The organism is Butyrivibrio sp. DSM 10294 (assembly GCF_028539135.1).
GTDB lineage: Bacteria > Bacillota > Clostridia > Lachnospirales > Lachnospiraceae > Butyrivibrio.
This window is the reverse complement of the sequence record NZ_JANSWL010000087.1, coordinates 417,905-438,839: the sequence shown is the minus strand read 5'-3', so window position 1 is coordinate 438,839 and position 20,935 is coordinate 417,905. Positions and strand designations below refer to the sequence as shown.

Genomic DNA, 20,935 nt, shown 5'->3' with positions numbered 1-20,935 from the left:
ATGGATACATTAAAAAAAGTAAATTATATTTTTAATAAAAGTCAAAAGGCGGAGCTGGTTCTGAACGTGTTCCTGGCATTGTTTGCCGGAATATTTGAACTGCTTGGAGTATCGGCACTGCTTCCTCTTGTAAATGTGATCTTGGATCCGGGACAGATAGATACCAACAAGAATTACAAATTGTTCGCGGATATATTCAATGCGCATACAATCAAGACCTTTGTAATATACTTCTCTGTAGGACTTATTATTCTGTACATTGTGAAAAATGCGTATCTGATGTTCAGATTTAAATTTCAGCTGGATTTCGTGTACAAGAACAGGAAGAGCCTTGCCATGAGGCTGATGGACTGTTACCTCAGCCAGGACTATCTGTTCCACGTTGAGCATGCGGCTCCTGAGCTTCAGAGAAACGTTAACAGCGATGTTGTGAGCTTTTTGAATGTAATATCGGCAATTGTAAGTATCCTGGTAGAGATGTTCACCTTTGCGTGCATGCTGGTATTTCTTATTGTGACAGATGCAGTAACAACGATGCTTTTGGCAGGTATATTCCTGGTGGCTTTTATTGTTATCTTCAAGGTATACAGGAAGAACCAGGTTAAGGCCGGTGAGGATGCCAGAGCTGCTTCCGGAGATCTGAACAAGTGGCTTATTCAGTCATTTGGAGGCATTAAGGAACTTAAGGTTCTTAACAGAGAGCAGTTCTTTTTGGATAACTTCAGTATTTCATATGATAAGTCCATCAGATCCAACAAGAAATTCAATCTCTACACTCATTTCCCTAAATACATTACTGAGATGCTTACAGTGGGAGCCCTTCTTATCACCATCATCATCAGAATGAGCATGAATGTGGACGTGAAGGCCTTTGCTGCAACTCTTTCAGCCTTTGCTCTTGCAGCGATACGTATGCTTCCCGCCTTCAACAGAATGACTGAGCACATGGGCAGCATTATGTATGGCAAGGCTTCCGTTGATGCAATATACGAGGACCTGGTTCAGGCTGACAAGATCAAGAAGGAAGTTGCAGCAAGACAGGGAACCACAGCCCTTGAGCTTACTGATGCTCTCAAGGTTGAACATGTTGTATTCAAATATCCTGAGGGAGATAACCCTGTATTTACAGATGCCTGCATGACCATCAAAAAGAATGAGTCTGTGGCGCTTATCGGAGAATCCGGCGCAGGCAAGACCACTCTTGCAGATATCATGTTAGGACTCCTTGAGCCCCAGAGCGGCAAGGTTATGGTTGACGGCAAGGATGTATTTGCCAATGACGATGCATGGCACAGGTCTGTGGGATATATACCTCAGATGATCTATCTTATCGATGATACCATCAGAGCCAACGTTGCCTTTGGGCACAAAGAGGTGGATGATGACAGGATCTGGGCTGCGCTCAAGGAAGCACAGCTGGACGAATATGTTAGAAGCCTTAATAAGGGGCTTGACACTGTCGTGGGTGACAGAGGTGTTAAGCTCTCCGGTGGTCAGAGACAGAGAATCGGAATTGCAAGAGCCCTCTATACAAGGCCTTCAGTTCTGTTCCTGGATGAAGCTACATCGGCTCTTGATTCTGAGACAGAGGCAGCTGTTATGGAATCCATCAACTATCTTCAGGGTAAGACAACCCTGGTTATCATTGCTCACAGGCTCACAACCATCAGAAACTGTGATGCCATCTACGAAGTGGGCGGCGGTGTCATTACCATGAAGGACAAGAAGAAAGTATTTGAAGAGGAATCGCAGAAACTGCGACGGGCGGCAGATCTATGAAGAAAGTAAAGGTTAAGTTTGTCGATACCTACGGCAAGCAGCAAAAGTATTTAGAGAAGCTCCTTGGAGATGATATTGAGCTTGAGTACAGCGATGAGCCGGATTATCTTTTTTACGGAGTGTTTGGCTCAGGAATGGAGCATTATAAATACAAGAACTGCGTGAAGATTTTTTTTGCATCAGAGGGTGTCATTCCTGATTTTAACGAGTGCGATTATGCCATAGCGGAATATCCCATGACAGTTGGTGACAGGTATTTTTGCAAGCCCTACATGGCACCGAAGGAAGCGGATTTCTCCGTATTTGATGAAAAGGCGGATTATCTTGGCAGGAAGTTCTGTAACTTTGTATTTTCCAATGAGACCAACGGAAGAGGCGCTGTTCTTAGAAAGCAGTTCTGTCAGAAACTGATGGAATACAAGCATGTTGACTGCCCCGGCAAGGTACTCAACAACATGAAGGATGCTATTGAGCCAAGAAACGGCAAATGGTTTCACGGTAAGCTGGATTTTATCAAGGATTATAAGTTCACCATTGCCTTTGAGAATGTGAATACTCCTGGAATGGTTTCAGAGAAGATATACAATGCATTTCAGGCAAGGACAGTTCCTATTTATTGGGGCCCGGATGATGTTAACAAGATATACAACCCCAAGTCCTTCATCAACTGCAGCGGCTTGACAATCGATGAGATGGTTAAGAAAGTCGCAGAGGTTGACTCTAACGACGAGCTGTATATGGATATGCTCAGGCAGAATCCTATTGCAGAGGGCTTTAACCTTAATTGGGAAGAGGATATGGCAAGGTTCCTTCGGGGAATAATTCTGGAAAACAAGGATTATTACGACAAGGATCCTCTTGGCTGGGACAGTGGTAATAAGGCAGCTAAAGAGCTTATCAGTCTTGAAGATACAATGTTGTATAAGCTTCACAAGGGCAGAGAGAAGGTAGCCAAAAAGTTGAAGAGGTAATATGCTGAGTAGATTTTACATGCCGGAAGGGCTTAAAAGTGAATACAAGAGACTGTCGGATGTAAGTTACAAGAGAAGTGAGCCGCTTCAAGTAGCTGCGGTAGAAAACGCTACTGTTCTTACACCGCAGAAAGATACCGTCAATCACGGACTTGACAAGGCTACCTATGGTCTTGGCGGAGTAATTGACAGCGAAGACCGGTTCATCGACTATTCACTGATGGATGCCGGCAAATGTGTCACCGTTTCCAATCTCTGCAGAAAAAGATTCGGCGGAAGATATGATATTGAAGCCTCTGAAGTGATCGAAAATGATAGGGAAGTAATCTACATAGGATTGTTCTGGCCCCAGTGGGGACATTTTCTGGTGGATATAATCACCAGGTTGTGGTATGCGCTTGAAAACGAGCTTCCTGTGGTTTTCATCAGGAAAGATAAGGAATTATACGGCAATTATCTTGAGCTTATTGAACTCCTTGGCATATCGAAGGACAGGATAATTTATGTCGATAAGCCTACTCGGTTTAAAAAAGTATATGTGCCTGAGCCGGCTTTTTATCCCGGGAAGTACTATACGGACAAATATTACGCGATGATAGACCGTGCTGTGCAGGAAGCAAGGTTTAGGTGCTCAGGTAAACAAGCTTTTTCCAAGGTTTATTTTTCCAGAACCAGGATAGGCAGTGCGGAAATTGGTGAGATCAGTATAGAAAAAGTGATGAAGGACAACGGATTTGAGATCTTTTATCCGGAAAACCTGTCAGCGGCTGAACAGATATATTATGTCAATTCCAGTGAAGTTTTTGCTGCCGTGGAGGGCACAATTTCTCATAATTCGGTGTTTGCATCGGAAAGGACCAAGCAGATTGTATTCCTCAGGAGTATTGTGCCGATAGTTTTTCAGTTTCAGATTAACGAGATGAAAAATATATCAGCAGACTATGTTTATTCGACTGCAGGAAATCTGCCACTAATCAGGAAGAACGGATTTCTGGTAGAACCGCGACTTTTGTGTATCAGCAGGTATTTCAAGAAATATGCAGCTGAAAACGGCATAGGAACAGGCTCTGCTTCTGCAGTGGATTTCTGCCGCCATTATTTGGTTTATGTGCTTAAATGGATCAAGAAGTTTGTTAAGGTTAAGATATTAAAGTGAATGTGAGTGATAATATGTCGGAAAAACAACAGGAACTTATATCGATTATTGTTCCGTCATATAATGTTGAAAAATATATAGATGCCTGCGTGGAGAGTATCTGCGGCCAGACCTATGAGAAGCTGGAGATAATCCTTGTTGATGATGGAGCTACAGACCGAACAGGTGAAAAATGCGACGAATGGGCTGATAGAGATGACAGAATAAAGGTTATTCATCAGAAGAACAGGGGCTTGTCCGGCGCAAGAAATGCAGGGATACGTGAAGCCAAGGGTGAATACCTGGCGTTCATTGATTCCGATGATATGATCGCGAAGGATTATGTTGAGACCCTGTATAAATGCGCTGTTGATAATAAAGTTCTATTGGCACAGGGCCGTTCCAATAATTTTTACAAAGAGGAAGATATCAAGGGATTTACCGATTCCGATGGATGCAAGGTATTATCTTCCGCAGAGATGTGTCGGATACTTATGAGTGAGTACCGTAAGGGCTGGGGCATTGTGATGACCAAGCTGTTTCACAGGAGTCTTTTCGATGATCTGGAGTTTCCGGAGGGCAGGATCCATGAGGATGAGTACATGGTGTACCGCCTGTTCTGGAAGGCCGGGAGGATTGCCCTGTCTGATAGGATAGTATATTATTACCGCTCCAAGAGGGAAGGAAGTATAACCCACAGCGGATTTGCGCTTAAGAGGCTTGACGTACTGGATGCAAGACGTAAGCGCTATGAGTTCTTCGAGGAGCTGGGAGAGAAGGAGCTTCAAGGATACGCACTTCTGTCTCTTTGCCAGGCCCAGGCAGACTGTCTTGGGAAACTGAGAAACTGCGATATTGATGACAAAGACAAATATATTGATGAGATAAAAAAAGAGCTGACGGAAAACTTCCGTGAAGTTAAGAGAACGCCAACCGTCAGTAGCAAAAAGAAGCTGTCCCTGTGGCTGGACATCTATATGCCCTGGGTAAAGCGTAGGAAATGAAGGATAGTATGATACCTGCAGTATTTATTAGTGACGATAATTTTATAATGCCAACCTGTGTGGCAATTACATCTCTTCTTGTAAACAAGGCTCCGGAGACGGAATATGATGTGTACATCATAATGGCTGAATGCTCGGAGAGTTCCTATGAGAAGATCAATGAGCTCAAGAGCTTTGGATCACCGATCAATCTCGTTAGAGCATCCCTTGATGAATACAGGGATATCAAACAGCTGGCCCATATTTCAATTGCCTGTCTTCTTAAGTTTGATGTTAGCGAACTGGTGCCTAACTACGATAAGCTCCTGTATCTTGACGGAGACATTATAGTAAGAGGCGACCTTAGTAGTCTCTACAATGTGGAGCTGGGAAATCATTATGCAGCAGGCGTTAAGGAAATCGCCAACATGGACGAAGAGACCGGTAACGTCAATGCCGGTATCATGCTGTTTAATGCTAAAAGAATCCGTGATGAGAAGCTCAATCTCAAGATGAGAGAAGTAAGAAGGAGCCTTGGAGACCGAGGATCCATGGACCAGCAGACCTATAACATTGTAACCGGCAAGGACTATCTGTATCAGGATATTAAATATAACTGCGTGCCTCCCAAGGTAATAGAGCTGGCAACAGGCAGGATTGATAGGCTTAATGAGGTCTACAGCTCTGATTACAAGGGACCTCAGGACGTGATCAATAAGGCTGTTATTATTCACTATGCCACCGGAGATAAGCCCTGGAAGTATACCTTCAGACCCTGGGCAAAGGAGTGGTATGAGTATTACAAGCTGTCTCCATACAAGAATGTTCCGTTCAAGTTAAGAGGCATCTGGGGCTACAGATGGGATAAGCTTGTAAGCACAGTTAAAAAGAAGGGAATCGGCGGAATCTTTGCCATTCTCAAGGAACGAAAAGAGAGAAAGAACAAGAAGGTCGGAAAATGGGAATGAACAGACTTCCGTTTGCTCTTATATGTGACAGGGATTTTTCAATGCCTACTGTTGTCACCATAACGTCAATTCTAGAAAACAAGGCAGAGGACACCTTTGCGGACATTTATGTGTTCGGCGGTGATTTTAGCATTGAGGATTGCAAGAAATTTGATGTGTTTGAAGATTACAAGAACTGTAAGGTCACTTGCATTCCCAAGTCTCTTGATAAGTTCAATGATATTGTACAGATGTCAAGCATTTCTCCGGCATGTCTTCTTAAGTTTGAACTATGCGATGAGCTGTCAGAGTACGACAGGGTTCTTTATGTTGATACGGATATGATAATCAGGGAGGATCTGTGGAATCTATACTCCACAGCAGAGCTTGGCGACAATTATCTTGGAGCGGTTCTGCATTCATCCTGTATTATGGATAAGACAGAGAGAATAAATGGGGGATTTCTGCTTTTTAATGCCCGCAAGATGCGTGATGACCATATGAGTGAGAAGCTTCTGGCATATCGCAGAAGTCTGGGCAACAGGAGGTCTATGGACCAGCAGACCTTTAATGAGTATTGCAAGGGGCAGATTACTTTTTTGCCAATCAGATATAACTGTATGCCCTTCAGATACATAGATGAGCAGATTCCTCAGTATTATACTATGGCTGAGTTCAATGAGTTTTTTGGAACTAACTACAGAAGCTGGAAGGATGCCGTTAAGGATGCAGCGGTTATCCATTACATAACCGGGGAGAAGCCCTGGAAGAGCTATGATATCTACGCGGGAGAAGAGTGGTACAAGTATTACCTTAAGTCTCCTTACAAGGACGTTCCGCTTAAGAGGACCGGTAAAGGAGCCAGGTTTGCCAAGCTTATGAGGAAAGAAGGAATGAGCGGCGTTTTGGAGCGTTATATCAAGAGACCTCTTAGAAGCGTCTACTATACTGTCAGAGGATTAGAATTTCGCAAGAAAAAATGGGCTTCAAATAATTGGGGATGATATGAAAAAAGTACTTCACCTTCTGGCCGGCGGAGGGGCCGGCGGAATAGAGATATTATGTGAGCAGATTGGGCTACTTGGTAAAGAGAGGCATGAATTCTGCTTTCTTTTTGGCATGGGCGAAATTGCTGACAGGATGAGAGGTGAAGGACTTCAGGTTTATGACATAACGGAAGGCTCTTTTTTAAATAAGCTGGGACGGCTCAAGGCGCTGGCGAGGAAAAATGGCTATGATGCAGTGATAGTGCATCATGAGGGAGTAGGAACCTACTTGTTCTATTATCTGTTGCATAAAACTGTAAAAGCCCCCAAATATTTTAAATACCTTCATTGCTCATTTGAGGACAGATTTTTTTATACAGGAAATAAGCTCAAGGACAAGTTGCATTACATGCTTCTGGCCAAAGTTTTACGATCGTCCGATGCACTAATTGCAGTTTCTGAGTTTACTAAAAAAAGCTACGTTGAAGAATTTAAGCTTTCGCCGGATAAGGTGAAAGTTGTATATAACGGAATAAAAGCAATAGAAGATGAAGCGCGCTCAAAGGAGCATGACAATGCTAATCTTCTCTATATCGGACGACTTGTCGATGTTAAGGGCGTGGATGTGCTCGTAGATGCGCTGGGAATTCTCGTTAATGATGAGAAACTGTGCCATATTCATCTTGATATATTGGGAGATGGCCCCGCAAGGGTAGAACTGGAGCAAAAAGCGAAGGCACTTGGTCTTAAGGACATCGTGACTTTCCACGGCGTTCAGCTTAATAAGGCACCTTTTTATGATAAGGCGAAGATCTTCGTCTATCCTCCGATATGGCAGGAGGCCTTTGGTATATCCATAATTGAGGCAATGTCTCAGGGGCTTATCTGTGTGGCCTCTGATGTGGGAGGAATTCCGGAGATTATAACGGACGGACAGGATGGTCTGTTATTTGAGGCGGGAAGTCCCAAGGCTCTCGCAGAGGCTCTTAATAAGGCCATCGCAATTACAGGGGGAAGCGATGCTGCAGAATTTATCAAGGCTTCGAGACGCCGCGCAGCAGATTTTACCATTGAGAAATCCATTGAGGGACTGGAGAGTATTGTATGAAAAACAAGGCTTTGAACATAGCTTTTTACTTATGTATTTTTATAGGGCTCTTTTCATTTTTTTACATAGCCCATCCCATGATTTTGTTTAATGCAGACGATTGGACCTATGTGAGCTACTGGAGAAGGCCCCTTCCGATTCCGGGAAGCTTTAATGGAATAAAGGTATTTCCCGAGACTTTTTTTGCCTTTGTCTCTGAGATCGGGGCATATGTGGTTTATCCATTTTTGAAGGATTATCTTAAGTCAATGGCCTTTATCTATGCACTTGTTGTATCAGGTGCGATCCTTGTTTATGTAATGCTTCTGGAGCGAGTTATCAGACGAGTTAATAAGGAGGAGTGGAGTAGCAGGGCCATAACTCTGATTTTTTTGTTTCTGCATTTTCTGATATTCAAAAACGACTGGACAGGGAATGAGCATCTTTTCTATGCCCAGGATCCCAACTGTGTATTTAACTATATTCTGCCGGCGCTGTTAAATGCCGGTCTTGTTCTGTTTCTTATGGAAAAAGAGTGGGACGGAACCAGTATTTCTGCGGATATTCTGCAGAAGAGAGTTGGAGCGGCAGGGGCAGCGGCTTTGGTACTTGCAATGTATCTGTCTGTGTTCTCGAGTATGTTTCACAACGTTATTTTTGCCACCTTCTGTGGCGTTAAGCTGATCACTTTTTTACCTAAGAAATTTAACAATACTGAGCTTAAGAAGTTTATGTCCAACACCTGGTTCTATGTATCGGGACTTGTTCTGTGGTTTGTTGCTCTTATTGTGCAGGCGATGGATCAGAGAAATGCCGCGGTTAAGCAGCAGGAGAGCAAGGCAGGGCTGTCAGAAGCTATCCTTGGATTTGTCAAAAAGATGGGCTCCGTAAACAAGATGGCAGCTCTTATCATCATAGTTATAATCGCTATAGCCATCATCAGAGCAGTCAGAGAGAAGCTTAAGATGAATGCAATGCCGGTTATCATAGCATCGGGGGTTCTTACGACCATCTACCTGATACTTATGGCAGCAGTTGCGGGGAAGGGTTATATCAAGCGAAGTGATGTGCTTGTATCTGCCTTTTTCTGGGCGTTTACCGCAGTGGCGTTAATGCTGGCCTATATCATGAAGGAGAGCCGATTAAGCTTGGTTTTGCTGGTGCTCACTTTTATTCTTGGAGCCCAGAGCCTTAATTACTGTAAATCCTATGCAGATTACAACGTATTTGGTCTTGCCTGGGAGCAGACCTACGCTGCAGGACAGGATATTCTGGCCCGGTTTGAGGAAGCCGACGAAAAAGGCATGTCCGAACTTGAGCTTCATGTGACGGACAACGAAGCCTGGAACAATACCTGGCCTTATCCTGAGTACGTAGGAGATGCCATTTCCGACACGCTGTTCAGACATGGTATTATTAAAAAGCAGATCAAAACCACTGTGGTTTATGACAAGAGCAAAAATGCGGAACTGGGTATAAATTATTAAGGTTTGTGCAGATAAAGTCAGTGATATTAATTTGGAGTATTAAACATTGGAAAATACTAAGATAAGCATCGTTGTACCTATCTACAACGCTGAAAAGTACATAGACCGCTGCGTTAGCAGCATTCTCGCCCAGAGCTACCGTAATCTGGAGGTGCTCCTTATGGACGATGGCTCAACGGACGGTACACCGGCTATCCTGGATGATTTTGCCAAAAAGGATGATAGAGTAAGGGTGATTCACAAGGAGAATACGGGACATGCCAATTCCCGTAACTGCGGGCTGCTTGAGGCGACCGGTGAGTTCATCACCTTCATGGACTGCGATGATTACATGCATCCGGATTTTATTGAGAAAATGTACGGGGCTATCTGCGAGGATGGATCGGACATGGCCTGCTGCTCCTTCAGATATGTTGATGAAGAGGGAAAGGAGCTGGACTGGACTACGCCTGTCCTTGACAGAAAGGCTGTATCAAGCGCCGACGCTCAGAGAGACTTTCTTTTGACGCACAATATCGAGGGCTTTTCCTGGAACAAGCTGGTAAGACGCAGCACCATGATGGAGCAGGGGCTTCGCTACGCAGAGGATCAGAAGGCCTTTGTTGATATGCTGTTGTGGTACAGGTTCATTTCTTTTTCAGGCAGGGTCAGCTATGTAGCTGACAAGCTCTATGATTATTATCAGATGCCGGGCTCTGTTGTTCATTCCATCGGGGATGAGAAGATGGGTAACTTCGTGACCACCACAACGAATATCAGGCAGCAGGCCACGGAGAACGGACTTGGCAGAGAGGGGGAGTACTATCAGACCTCCAGAATGTTAAGCCAGGTATATGACCAGATAAGGATCGACGTAAAGAGCGGGCTTAAATCCGGGTTCCTGCGTAAATACGGTTGGGAACAGCTCTTTGGTGCTCCCGGAAAAGAAGTAAGAAAGAGGATCAGGAGCTTCTCCAAGGAGTGGGAGATCATGGGAGGTATTAAGCTTCTGCTCATTGGCCTGTACCTGAAGAAGTAAAAGGGTATTATTCAATGAAAAAAGACACAGCTAAACTTAAATGCATATTTTGGGCACTGGTCCTTGTTGCAAGCCTTATCCCGGTATTTATGCTGGCACCTTACGATGCGGCAGCGGGAGATGATTACAACTACGGGGCAGCAGCGCACCTTGCTTACAAGGCTACAGGGTCGGTCCTTGCGGCTGTGAAGGCTGCGGCAGGCACCACTTTATATACCTACAAGACCTGGCAGGGAACCTGGTTTGACTGCTTCGTGTTCTGCCTTCACCCGGAGGTGTTCTCGGACAGGGGATATGTGCTTGTGCCCTTTATTTTCGTGATATTGCAGATAATTGCCTATACGATATTTGCTCATCATTTCATCAAGGAAAAATGGAGACTTGGGGGCCTGTACTATCTTGAGGCTGCCCTTATTTTTCTGACTTTCAGTTTCCAGCTGGTTCCTTCACAGAAATCAGCAATTTTCTGGTGGGTCGGTTCGGTTCACTATGCGATGCCAATGTGCATGGCTCTTATCGGAGTAGTGCTGGGAGACAGATTCCTGGAAAGAGGTAAGACAGGGGATCTGATCGGATTGTCGGTTATAGCTGCTCTTATGGGCGGCGCCACTTACCCGGCAGCGCTGCTTCTTCCCATTGTTGTATTCGTACTGTGGCTGGAGAGGGCTGTTATCAGGAGAGAGGCGGCAAGGAGGGATGCACTTCTTGTGATCCCTCTTATGCTTGAGGGAATAGGACTGTATCTTAGCTTTGCGGCGCCCGGCAACGCAGTAAGGAGCGCCACGGATATCGGTAACGGCGCAGAGCCCACAGGGGGCGCAGTGGCTACAATTCTGGCCAGCATTACTTTTTCCGTTACTGATGCATACGAGAGTTTCATTTGTCAAAAGACGCTTGTTATCGCGGGAGTTCTGATCATTGCCATATCTGCTATTCCTGCGCTGTTTGAACTTAAGAGCCGGGACAAGGCTATGTTTAGAAAGCGATTTTTCCATCCGGTACTGTTTATTGCGACAGCTTTTTTGATCAACGCTGCCATGTATGCGCCAAGGCTCTATGCGGGAGGAGTGGTATCCTCAGGTTATTTTAACTTTAATTTCTGGGTGTTCTTCCTGTGCATTACGGCTTGTGCTATATATCTTATGGGCTTTGTTATTGCACTTTTGAATCTTGAGCCCTCAGGGAAGTCCGGCAACATCTTAGGATATGTGATTATGATCGGAGCGATTCTTGTGTGTGCTTATTTTGGTCGTCACGGGATTAAGGAATATACGGATTATGTCTGCCTTGAGTATTACCTCAGCGGACAGGCTGCGGATTACAAGGACCAGATCGAGCTTCAGAGAAGACTCATGGAGGAGGAAGGCGTCACGGACGTCATAGTTCCCGGAATCAACAATGAGCAGGGACCTCTTATGCACATGCCTGTGGTGGAGGATCCCAAGAATATCGATAATTATATGACTGCGCTTTTTTACGGCAAAAACAGCTGCAGGTCCATGCCAAGACCTGAATGGATAGCACAGTACGGTGAGAAATACGGAGTTTCGCAATGAAGATTTTAATGGTAAATAAATTCCTCCATCCAAACGGCGGATCGGAGACCTATATTTTTAAGCTGGGAGAGGCTCTTGTAAGACAGGGCCATGAGGTACAGTACTTCGGTATGGAGCATGAGGGAAGGTGTGTTTCCAATAACGTTGGAGCCTATACTTCAGACATGGATTTCCATGGTGGTTCCAAATTGTCCAAGCTGACCTATCCCATCAAGACCATCTACAGCAAAGAGGCAAGGCAGAAGATAAGGCTGGTGCTGGAGGATTTTCAGCCTGATGTGGTGCATCTTAATAATTTCAACTACCAGCTGACACCGTCGGTTATTCTCGAGGTTGTAAAGTGGAGGAAGCAGGCGGGCAGGGACTGCAGAATAGTATTTACAGCCCATGATTATCAGCTTCTTTGCCCTAATCATATGATGAACAACCCGGAGAGCCGCCTTAACTGCGAGAAGTGCCTGGGCGGGCATTTCGGCAACTGCGTCAAGGGCAAATGCATTCACGGCTCTGCGGCAAAATCTCTGGTGGGAGCTACCGAGGCGGCCTTCTGGAATGCCAAGGGAACCTATAAATATATCGACAGGATCATCTGCTGCTCAGAGTTCATGAAGCGGAAGATGGATACCAATCCGGTATTCGCGGATAAGACCGTGGCTATGCACAACTTCGTGGAGCCAATGAAGGCGGAGGGAACAGCGGATCCTACGCTCAAGCTTCCACCGGTATATGTACTGTATTTTGGCAGATATTCCTGGGAAAAGGGCATGGGAACACTTCTTAGTGCTTGCGATATGCTGCCGGAGGTAGACTTCGTTTTTGCCGGCAAGGGTAAATACAAGGAGGCTATAGATAGCCTTCCCTATGCGACAGATGTGGGCTTCAGAACAGGAGCAGACCTCAGAAAGCTTATCAGCGGTGCACTTTTTACCGTGTACCCATCCGAGTGGTATGAGAACAATCCTTTCTCTGTTATGGAGAGCCAGCAGCTGGGAGTTCCCGTTATCGGTGCCAACATAGGAGGAATCCCGGAGCTTATCCAGGACGGCGTAACGGGGCGCCTCTTTGAACCCGGCGATGCCAAGGACCTGGCAGCCATCATGAAGTTCCACTGGGACAATCCCGAGGTGCTTGAGCGCTACAGGAATAATCTTAAGGAACTTCAGCGCATGGACGCAGATGAATATGCGAAGTGGATCACGGAGAGTGTGTATTCGTAAGTTAAACGGAAACTGCAGTGCAGTATTAAGTTTATTATATTTTTATTAAATTGGGTAAAATAAGGCATTTGCGGAGCCTGTGGACGAAACTAATATTCAATAATATGATAAAATAGATATGTGTAGCCGTATTATTCAGCGCTGCACATATCTTTTTTTATTGGCAGAAAACATATAGAAGAAAGGGGCCTAATTATGTTTGAACAGGTGAAATTATCTTACGATGTTAACGGTCTTGAGCCGCATATAGATCGGCTCACGATAGAGACTCATTACGGCAAGCACCATGCTGCCTATACCAAGACCTTCAATGAGCTGGCCGAGAAGGCTGGGATGGCAGATAAAGAGGTCGAGGAGATCCTGGCAAGCCTTGATAAGGTGGCTGATGAGACCTTGAGAAAAGGGCTCCGCAATCAGGGCGGCGGCTATTACAACCACAACCTGTATTTCATGACGCTTTCTCCTGGTGCTGCGAAGGCTCCTGTAGGGAAGCTTGCGGATAAGATAAATGCTACCTTCGGAAGCCTCGAGGAAGTAATAGATCAGCTCTCCAAGGCAGCTGCAGGGCAGTTTGGCTCAGGCTGGTCATTCCTTTCTGCCGATAAGGAAGGGAACCTTTTTGTTACCGCATCTCCCAACCAGGACAATCCTATCAGTGAAGGCACAGGAAGAATCCCGATCCTTGCACTGGATGTATGGGAGCACGCATATTATCTGAAATACAAGAATCTCAGAGCGGACTATATAAAGGAGTTCTGGCAGGTACTCGACTGGAACGTTGTTTCCGCTCTTTATGACAAAATAACAGGCTGATCATTAAAAGAAACTTCATCGTAAATACTTATCTTGTGAGGGGGATTGGTTTTTATGAAGAGAAGGCTGATATCATTTCTTTTGGCTACCTCTATGGTGCTGACGAGCGGTACAAGCGCACTGGCAGTATCTTCGGAGGAAGCTCTTTTCGGCGACCTCGAGGAAGAGATTGAAATCTCGGAAGAAGATACGGGCGAAGTAGCAGAAATAGCAGAAGATCAAGGCGAAGACTTTGGAGGAGACAGCGATGTCACTCCAGATGAGGACTTTCAGGAAGAACTTGAAGAAGTGCTGCCGGAAGAGTCTTTTTCTGATGCCATAGAGGAAGAGATTCTGATAGATGAGAGCTCCCCGGAAGATGAGGATATCGGTGATATCTCATCCTACTTCCCGGAGGGAACAGAAGAAAAGAGCATCGCCACCGGTTACAGAGAGCTGGGGCATAAGGTACACATAGGAAGCCTTGAGGGAGAAGACCTCTCAGGGCCGTCACTTATGTCTGCCGACGAGGAGCTTGAGCCTTATTATGTAACTCCGAATCTTCCGCCGTTGCAGGATCAGGGAGACTACGGAACCTGCTGGGCCTTCTCAGCTCTGTCAGCGGCAGAGATCAATATGATGAATAACGGGGTCCTTCCATGGGACTATATCCCCGACTATTCCAAGCTGCATCTGGCTTATTTTTCCTACAGAACAGTGGAAGATCCTCTTGGGGGGACCAGAGGAGATTATAATGGGTGCTATGAAAAAGGCACCGGCATGCTCAATCTTGGTGGCAACGTTTTCCTTGCTGAGAATGTGCTCGCCAACTGGACTGGTGCGGCCTCTGAGGAGGTTCTGCCCTATTCTGAATGTCCGGAGCTTAATGAGACAATCATCGACGAAGGCCTTGCCTATGACGACATGGCACATCTACAGGGCTACTATGACCAGGAGTACAGCAGTGACAACCTAGAGCCCATCAAGAATCTGATCAAAAAATGCGGCGCAGTCAGCATCAGCTTCTACGCCATCAATCCCTTCAGCGGCGGAACGGACTATGCAGTATACAATGCCAAGTATAATTCCTACTACAATCCCGAAGTTAACTGTGCCAACCACGCTGTCTCAGTAGTTGGATGGGATGACAATTTCCCAAAGGAGAATTTCTCAGTTAAGCCCCCCGAGGACGGAGCATGGCTTGTTAGAAACAGCTGGACAAACGGCGAACTTGAGGATAGTCAGGAATACGACGGATATTTCTGGATGTCCTACTATGAGGGAAGTCTGTACGATTATGTCCACGCCTTTGATTTTGAGTCAGCGGATAATTATGACAACAATTATCAATATGACGGCGGTATGGATGTTGAGAGCATCTATGCCAAAAAAGCTGCCAATGTTTTCACCTCCAGGGCTCCCGGCGGAGCGGGCGGTGAGACCTTAGAGGCTGTGGGCTTCTACAGCGGCTATGCAGATACGGATTATATAGTTTCTGTTTATACGGATCTAACGGATGCGGCTACCAATCCCGAGAGCGGCAAGCTCGTCAGCAGCGTGACAGGAAGGCTGACCTATGCGGGTTTTACCACAGTCAAACTTGACACTCCTGTCATACTTTCGCCGGATACGGTCTTTTCCGTTGTTGTGGAGCTTATGGAGCAGCCGGAATATGAAGACCAGACCGACGACTCCAGGAAGGGCTATTTTGGTTATGAGTGTGAAGCCAATTCCTGGTACACGGTTGAAACATCTGCGGAGCCCGGCCAGAGCTTTTTGAAGACCGATATAGAGGCCGAATGGTCAGACTTTGGGCAGGAGAGCAACGCTAACATCAAGATCAAGGCCTATACCAGGGATAACGACGGAGATTTGGAAGATACAGTTGCTCCCACCGAGATCGTTTTTGACGCAGATATGGAGGATATGGTTCTTGGCATCAGTGAGTCAAGAAGGATCAAGGCGACCGTCCTTCCAAGCAGTGCAACCAGCAAAAAGCTTGAGTATTTCAGCAGTGATGACAGCATTGTCAGCATAGTTAAGGGATATCTCTACGGTAAGGGTCAGGGAACTGCCACCATAACCGCAAGAGCCACCATTGCAGATGCTGATGGCAACTATGCACAGAATAGCTTTAATGTAACTGTAGAACCAAGGCTCCTTGGCTTTACCATAGATGGCTGCGAAGACCTTGAGATGGGCAAAGAATACGACTTTAACCTTAAGTCCATTCCCAAGGAGGCAGAGCTTCCTGATGATACTATCTGGCTTTCCTCGGATCCCAAGGTGGCTGAGGTTGATATCGCCACAGGCCGCGTTACGGCTCATGAAGTGGGAAGCACCATGATTACAGCCCTCTGCGGTGATGAGAGCGAATCCATCTTCGTGTGGGTATATCCTGAGGCTCCTGTGGAGCTGCAGGCCAAGGTGGACAGGTTCAACAACGTCACACTCTTATGGGAGTCCTCCAGAGGCGCTCAGAAATACGAAATCGTAAGAAATGGTCTGGTGGTAAAAAAGATCACCGCTTCTGCAAATAAAGATGAATACTCTTTTGTTGATACGTCACTTCGTGGCAACTTCGAAAGTGAGGAGCTAAACTATGCTGTTCGAAGTGTCAGAAAGGATTTCTGGATCTGCGAGACCCTGTCGGTGCAGACCTATGAGAAAATTGAACTTGATCCCGACGGCGGTACCTGCGACAAGACCTATGCAGTGCGAATTCCCGGGCAGGAACCGGTAAGTCTTCCGATTCCGGGGAAAAAGGGCTACAGCTTCACAGAGTGGGAAGACTTCGCGGATAATCAGCTGATCGCAAGATATACACCTATTACTTACAGCATCAGCTTTGACGGCAACTGCGATAATGCAGAGGGCGTCATGACAGGGCTTATCTGTGAGTATGACAGGGAGGAAAATCTTCCCGAATGTGAATATATTAATACAGACGGACTGGATTTCGCCGGCTGGAATACAAGGCCTGACGGAAAGGGTAAGTCTATCGGAGACGGAGTAGCTGTCAAGAATCTCAGCAGCATTCAGGGGAGCGACGTAACTCTATATGCTCAGTGGGAAGAGGCCAAGAGGACCGTTACCTTTGATACCATGGGAGGCAGCAAGATCGCTGCAGTGACCGTTACCCCCAAAGAGGTGGTAGAGGCTCCTGAGAGAACACCTGTTAAGAGCGGCTTTGTCTTTGGCGGATGGTTCGTGGACAGTGACCTTGTAACGAGAGCTCTTTTCCCTATGGAGATCACAGAGGACATTACTCTGTATGCCAAGTGGGACAGCACTCAGAAGATGGTTCGGATAGAAGGTCCTAACGATGCTTCCGGAGGCGAGAATGTGCTCTATATCGGCAGCAAAGAGGGAAGAGAAGGCTACAGCCTCGAATTCTCCGCAGGAATAGTCCTTGGGGACGAAAGCACTGCCAAAGAGGGTGAGATCATCTGGACCACCTCAGATTACATGGTTGCAGGCTTTATGGAGAAGGAAGGAGGGAACCTTCTTAGCAGAATAAGAACTGATGGCTCCACAGGAAATAAGGTGACCGTAGCTATTTATTCAGAGGATACCGACCTTGACGGATATGCCGACAAGTGGCCGGAGGAGGGTAGAAATGCCTATATCTACGCAACATCTGCCACAGATGGCGCAGTATACGGCAGTGTTAAGGTGGTTGTCAAGGATCCTTCCAAGGGCAACGTGAAGGTTGGGGATTACAACGAGTTTAGGATAATGCATGGGGATACCATGTTGGCTTCCAGCACAGGAAGCGCCGGAGAGACTCTTACGGTTGTATCGGGAAAAGAAACAACTGTCACAGCAGTAGCTCTTCCTGAGGATTCTTTTGAGAAGTCAGTGAACTATACATCAGCCAATATAGCTGTCGCTACGGTATCTTCCGACGGTGTCGTCAAGGGTAAGAGCGCGGGAACCACGGTTATAACGGCTGCGCTTGCGGGAACCGGCCTTGAGGCAAGCTTCAGGGTATCGGTAAATGAAGAGATAACGGGAATTGTTTTGTCAGACAGTTCCCTTAAGGTTGGAGAAGGCAAGAACTTCGAGATAGAGGTCACAAGGATCCTTCCTTCGACAGGTAGCGGAGAGATTCAGTTTAGTAGCAGCAATGAAGCAGTAGTTGAGTTCACCCGGCTTACAACTAACGAAGATGGAAGGCCTGTAGCTGTATTTGCAGCAAGAGGAAAGGGCAAAGCAGTTATTACAGCCACAGCGGGCAGTGCCACCGCCAAATGCAGTGTACAGGTGGGGAATCCCTTGCAGAGTATTGAGATAAGTGCCGGCAAGGGAATGGTTGCTGTGGATAAGACTCTTAAGATCACTGCCAAGTTCAACGGCGGCAATAAGAAGCTCCAGCCGCTTAATAAGGACCTTAAGTGGCAGGTTACCAATCTTGACGGCTCTGCAACCGACAAGGCTGTCATAAATGAGAAGACAGGTAAACTCACCGCCATTAAGCCCGGCTGCGTAAGAGTAAGTGCTTCCTGCAAGACAGAAGGTGTCACTTCAGCTTACGATGACAGCTCAATTGTAAGGATCTATGTTCCTGTCAAAAAAGCGGCTCTTAGTGTGAGCGATGTCTCCATCAAGCCCGGCGGCGAATATGTTGTAGCTCTTGAGTTTACACCCGCCAGCGTAGAAGGATATCCTTGCACCGGCGGCTATGACGAAAACGGCGAAGCAATAGCCATTACGGATATGGCAGACAGGATCACCTGGAATCTCAAGGATAATGACTATGTGAGCTGCGAAGAACTTACAGGTGGAAGGTGTCGCCTGGTAGCTGTGGCTACAGAGAGTAAGGGTACGATCACCCTAAAGGCCGGGTATCTGCCCTATGGTGCTACCAAGGCTAAGACCATATCCTGTAAGGTTAAGGTTACAAATAATGCCGTCAGCAAGATAGCTCTCTCAAAGACCAAAATAACCATGGGAAGAGGAGCTGATGCAACGATATCCGCAAGGCTTACTCCCACAGCTCCGGAGGAATCAGGAGTTGTATGGACCATTCCTTCCGAGTATGCACAGGATATCTGTTTCCTGGACGGAGATACCGAGCTGGAGCTCCTGCAGCTGACCACAAGTCTTGACCTTCCCGGAGGCAATACAGTAAGGATCAGGACCAAAGAGAATACGGAAGTTAAGAATAAAACCGTCAAACTCCTTGCAGAGACAGTGGCAGCCAATAAGAAGGGCGTTCATTTCAAGGCAACCTGCAGCGTCGTGATATACGGAAATGCCAACTGCATAGAGTTTACAGGGATTAACTATACACTTCAGAAGGGAAAGAGCTTTACTCCCAAGGCAACAGCTTATCTGGTTATCGGTGAGGAAAAGATCAAATCCGGAATTCAGAAGTTTACCTATAAGAGCGAAGATACAAGCGTTGCTACAGTAAACAGAAGTAGCGGCAAAGTAACTGCAGTGGGAGCCGGAAGTAGCAAGATCACCGCAACTTCCAATGACGGAAGCGGTCTTACCGCAAGCTTCACCGTCAGGGTATTTGAGCCGGTTACAAGTCTTACAATTGATAAGGCTTCGTTCTATATGGGACTTAAGAATGAGGACGCCGAGAGTGAGGCGGCGGCAGCAGAGAGTGCTCTTGCTTCCTACAATTTCCTTACACCGGTTGTACTTCCGGAGGGAGCCTTTGGAGATAACTGCAGCTTCACCTGGACTATCAGTAACAGCGCAGCGATGGAGACTGCGGTACTTAATACAGACACTTTTGCCGGAGTCAAGGATGTTACATCGGTTCAGAGAATACTGGCCGGGATGGATAACGGAAGCTCATTTGCAAGTAATTCGGAAGTAGTGACAGGCCCCGGAGAAGGACTTGCGCTCAAGGCAGTAACCACCGGCACTGTGAATATCACAGTTACTTCCTCCAATGGTAAAAAAGCAAGCTGCACCGTCAAGATCAATGCTCATGTCAACGGAATAAACGTCATCACCGATTACAAGGCCATACCCGAGGATGGCAACACCGACAATGTGGCCTTCAACGAAGCAATCAAAAAGGCTCATGAGAACAGCATAAGCGGCAAGGGTTATACCGTTGTGTATGTGCCGGGCGGAACCTATGATATAGAAGCCTTTAATACCAACGAGGGCTCCAGCGAACTTACAACAGGAATCCATATGCTCTCCGGAGTCAGTCTTATCATGGACAGCGATGCGATTCTCAAAGTTAAGAGCAACGGAATGAGTGACTATGGTGTCATCTGCGTCAGAGGTGAAAAACTGAACTACGGAAATGGTGAAGTTGTTCCTGACAATGTTGTCATATCCGGCGGAGAGATAGCGGGAGAAGGAAGAAGGCATAGCGGCAGCGGCGGAGAAGGAGGCCACGGCATATATCTGGCAGGAGCCTGCAACGTCACCATTTCCGATATGTTCATTCACGATAACTGGGGAGATGGTATATACATCGGAACCAGAGCTCTTTTCAAGGCAAGCATCGGCTGCAGGAACATTACCGTGCAGAACTGCGATATCGCTGCTAATTGCAGAAACGGAATATCCATCGTTGACCTTGGAACAGACACGGATTACAAAAAAGGACTCAAGGTTGAGAACTGTATCATCAGGGACAGCCACGGACATGCACCGCAGTGCGGCATATATGTAGAGCCCAACAACAAGCCAAAGCAGGATGGCTACGTACAATCCGAGTTCATTATCTGCGATACCATCTATGTGAAGGATACTGACATTAACGCATATCAGGGCAAGAATGATGCGGAGCATACCTGCTTCATGACCCACAGGGATCCCAAAAACACTTCCTATGTCACAGCCAGAGATATCACCTTTGATCATTGCAGGATCAAAGGATGGTTTGGAAATTATTCGGGACAAAATCTGAAACTTACCGATACTTCGATAAGCGGTGAAAAGATTTTGGGGTCAAATCGCTGAAGATTTCGTGAGGTATGTGTTAAAAGTTGATAAAA

General features: G+C 46.3%; 13 protein-coding genes. All 13 read left to right on the top strand.

Features of this window, described 5'->3' with window-relative positions; all coding sequences use genetic code 11:
* On the top strand, positions 1-1,779 hold the full coding sequence (locus NXH67_RS15730; RefSeq protein ID WP_022777676.1) for an ABC transporter ATP-binding protein: 1,779 nt from the start codon (positions 1-3) through the stop codon (positions 1,777-1,779).
* Positions 1,776-2,750, top strand: a complete 975-nt coding sequence (locus NXH67_RS15725) for a glycosyltransferase family 10 domain-containing protein (protein WP_022777675.1) — start codon at positions 1,776-1,778, stop codon at positions 2,748-2,750. The genes NXH67_RS15730 and NXH67_RS15725 overlap by 4 nt, the downstream gene beginning before the upstream one ends.
* A 1-nt stretch (position 2,751) precedes the next feature.
* Positions 2,752-3,906: a glycosyltransferase 61 family protein gene (locus tag NXH67_RS15720; RefSeq protein ID WP_272797994.1), complete on the top strand. Its 1,155-nt coding sequence runs from the start codon at positions 2,752-2,754 to the stop codon at positions 3,904-3,906.
* Between the two features lie 14 nt (positions 3,907-3,920).
* Positions 3,921-4,889 (top strand): glycosyltransferase family 2 protein, encoded by a 969-nt coding sequence (locus NXH67_RS15715; RefSeq protein ID WP_272797993.1) that lies wholly within the window; start codon positions 3,921-3,923, stop codon positions 4,887-4,889.
* Entirely contained in the window at positions 4,886-5,836 is a 951-nt protein-coding gene (locus NXH67_RS15710) for a glycosyltransferase family 8 protein (protein WP_330676741.1), read from the top strand. The genes NXH67_RS15715 and NXH67_RS15710 overlap by 4 nt, the downstream gene beginning before the upstream one ends.
* On the top strand, positions 5,827-6,819 hold the full coding sequence (locus NXH67_RS15705; RefSeq protein ID WP_272797991.1) for a glycosyltransferase family 8 protein: 993 nt from the start codon (positions 5,827-5,829) through the stop codon (positions 6,817-6,819). The genes NXH67_RS15710 and NXH67_RS15705 overlap by 10 nt, the downstream gene beginning before the upstream one ends.
* Before the next feature lies 1 nt (position 6,820).
* Positions 6,821-7,909, top strand: a complete 1,089-nt coding sequence (locus tag NXH67_RS15700; RefSeq protein ID WP_272797990.1) for a glycosyltransferase family 4 protein — start codon at positions 6,821-6,823, stop codon at positions 7,907-7,909.
* Positions 7,906-9,375, top strand: coding sequence for a hypothetical protein (locus tag NXH67_RS15695; protein WP_272797989.1), 1,470 nt, complete (start codon positions 7,906-7,908; stop codon positions 9,373-9,375). The genes NXH67_RS15700 and NXH67_RS15695 overlap by 4 nt, the downstream gene beginning before the upstream one ends.
* 46 nt (positions 9,376-9,421) lie before the next feature.
* On the top strand, positions 9,422-10,393 hold the full coding sequence (locus NXH67_RS15690; protein ID WP_272797988.1) for a glycosyltransferase family 2 protein: 972 nt from the start codon (positions 9,422-9,424) through the stop codon (positions 10,391-10,393).
* 14 nt (positions 10,394-10,407) lie between these two features.
* Complete coding sequence (locus NXH67_RS15685) at positions 10,408-11,949, top strand: hypothetical protein (RefSeq protein WP_272797987.1); 1,542 nt, start codon at positions 10,408-10,410, stop codon at positions 11,947-11,949.
* On the top strand, positions 11,946-13,166 hold the full coding sequence (locus NXH67_RS15680; protein WP_272797986.1) for a glycosyltransferase: 1,221 nt from the start codon (positions 11,946-11,948) through the stop codon (positions 13,164-13,166). The genes NXH67_RS15685 and NXH67_RS15680 overlap by 4 nt, the downstream gene beginning before the upstream one ends.
* Before the next feature lie 195 nt (positions 13,167-13,361).
* On the top strand, positions 13,362-13,979 hold the full coding sequence (locus NXH67_RS15675; protein WP_272797985.1) for a superoxide dismutase: 618 nt from the start codon (positions 13,362-13,364) through the stop codon (positions 13,977-13,979).
* 54 nt (positions 13,980-14,033) lie between these two features.
* Complete coding sequence (locus tag NXH67_RS15670; RefSeq protein ID WP_272797984.1) at positions 14,034-20,900, top strand: Ig-like domain-containing protein; 6,867 nt, start codon at positions 14,034-14,036, stop codon at positions 20,898-20,900.
* The last annotated feature ends 35 nt before the right edge of the window (positions 20,901-20,935 follow it).

Bases quoted from the DNA above. Each gene is read 5' to 3' on its own strand.
- NXH67_RS15685 (WP_272797987.1), top strand. From the start codon at position 10,408: ATGAAAAAAGACACAGCTAAACTTAAATGCATATTTTGGGCACTGGTC.
- NXH67_RS15670 (WP_272797984.1), top strand. From the start codon at position 14,034: ATGAAGAGAAGGCTGATATCATTTCTTTTGGCTACCTCTATGGTGCTG.
- NXH67_RS15710 (WP_330676741.1), top strand. From the start codon at position 4,886: ATGAAGGATAGTATGATACCTGCAGTATTTATTAGTGACGATAATTTT.
- NXH67_RS15720 (WP_272797994.1), top strand. From the start codon at position 2,752: ATGCTGAGTAGATTTTACATGCCGGAAGGGCTTAAAAGTGAATACAAG.
- NXH67_RS15725 (WP_022777675.1), top strand. From the start codon at position 1,776: ATGAAGAAAGTAAAGGTTAAGTTTGTCGATACCTACGGCAAGCAGCAA.
- NXH67_RS15700 (WP_272797990.1), top strand. From the start codon at position 6,821: ATGAAAAAAGTACTTCACCTTCTGGCCGGCGGAGGGGCCGGCGGAATA.
- NXH67_RS15680 (WP_272797986.1), top strand. From the start codon at position 11,946: ATGAAGATTTTAATGGTAAATAAATTCCTCCATCCAAACGGCGGATCG.
- NXH67_RS15730 (WP_022777676.1), top strand. From the start codon at position 1: ATGGATACATTAAAAAAAGTAAATTATATTTTTAATAAAAGTCAAAAG.
- NXH67_RS15675 (WP_272797985.1), top strand. From the start codon at position 13,362: ATGTTTGAACAGGTGAAATTATCTTACGATGTTAACGGTCTTGAGCCG.
- NXH67_RS15695 (WP_272797989.1), top strand. From the start codon at position 7,906: ATGAAAAACAAGGCTTTGAACATAGCTTTTTACTTATGTATTTTTATA.
- NXH67_RS15715 (WP_272797993.1), top strand. From the start codon at position 3,921: ATGTCGGAAAAACAACAGGAACTTATATCGATTATTGTTCCGTCATAT.
- NXH67_RS15705 (WP_272797991.1), top strand. From the start codon at position 5,827: ATGGGAATGAACAGACTTCCGTTTGCTCTTATATGTGACAGGGATTTT.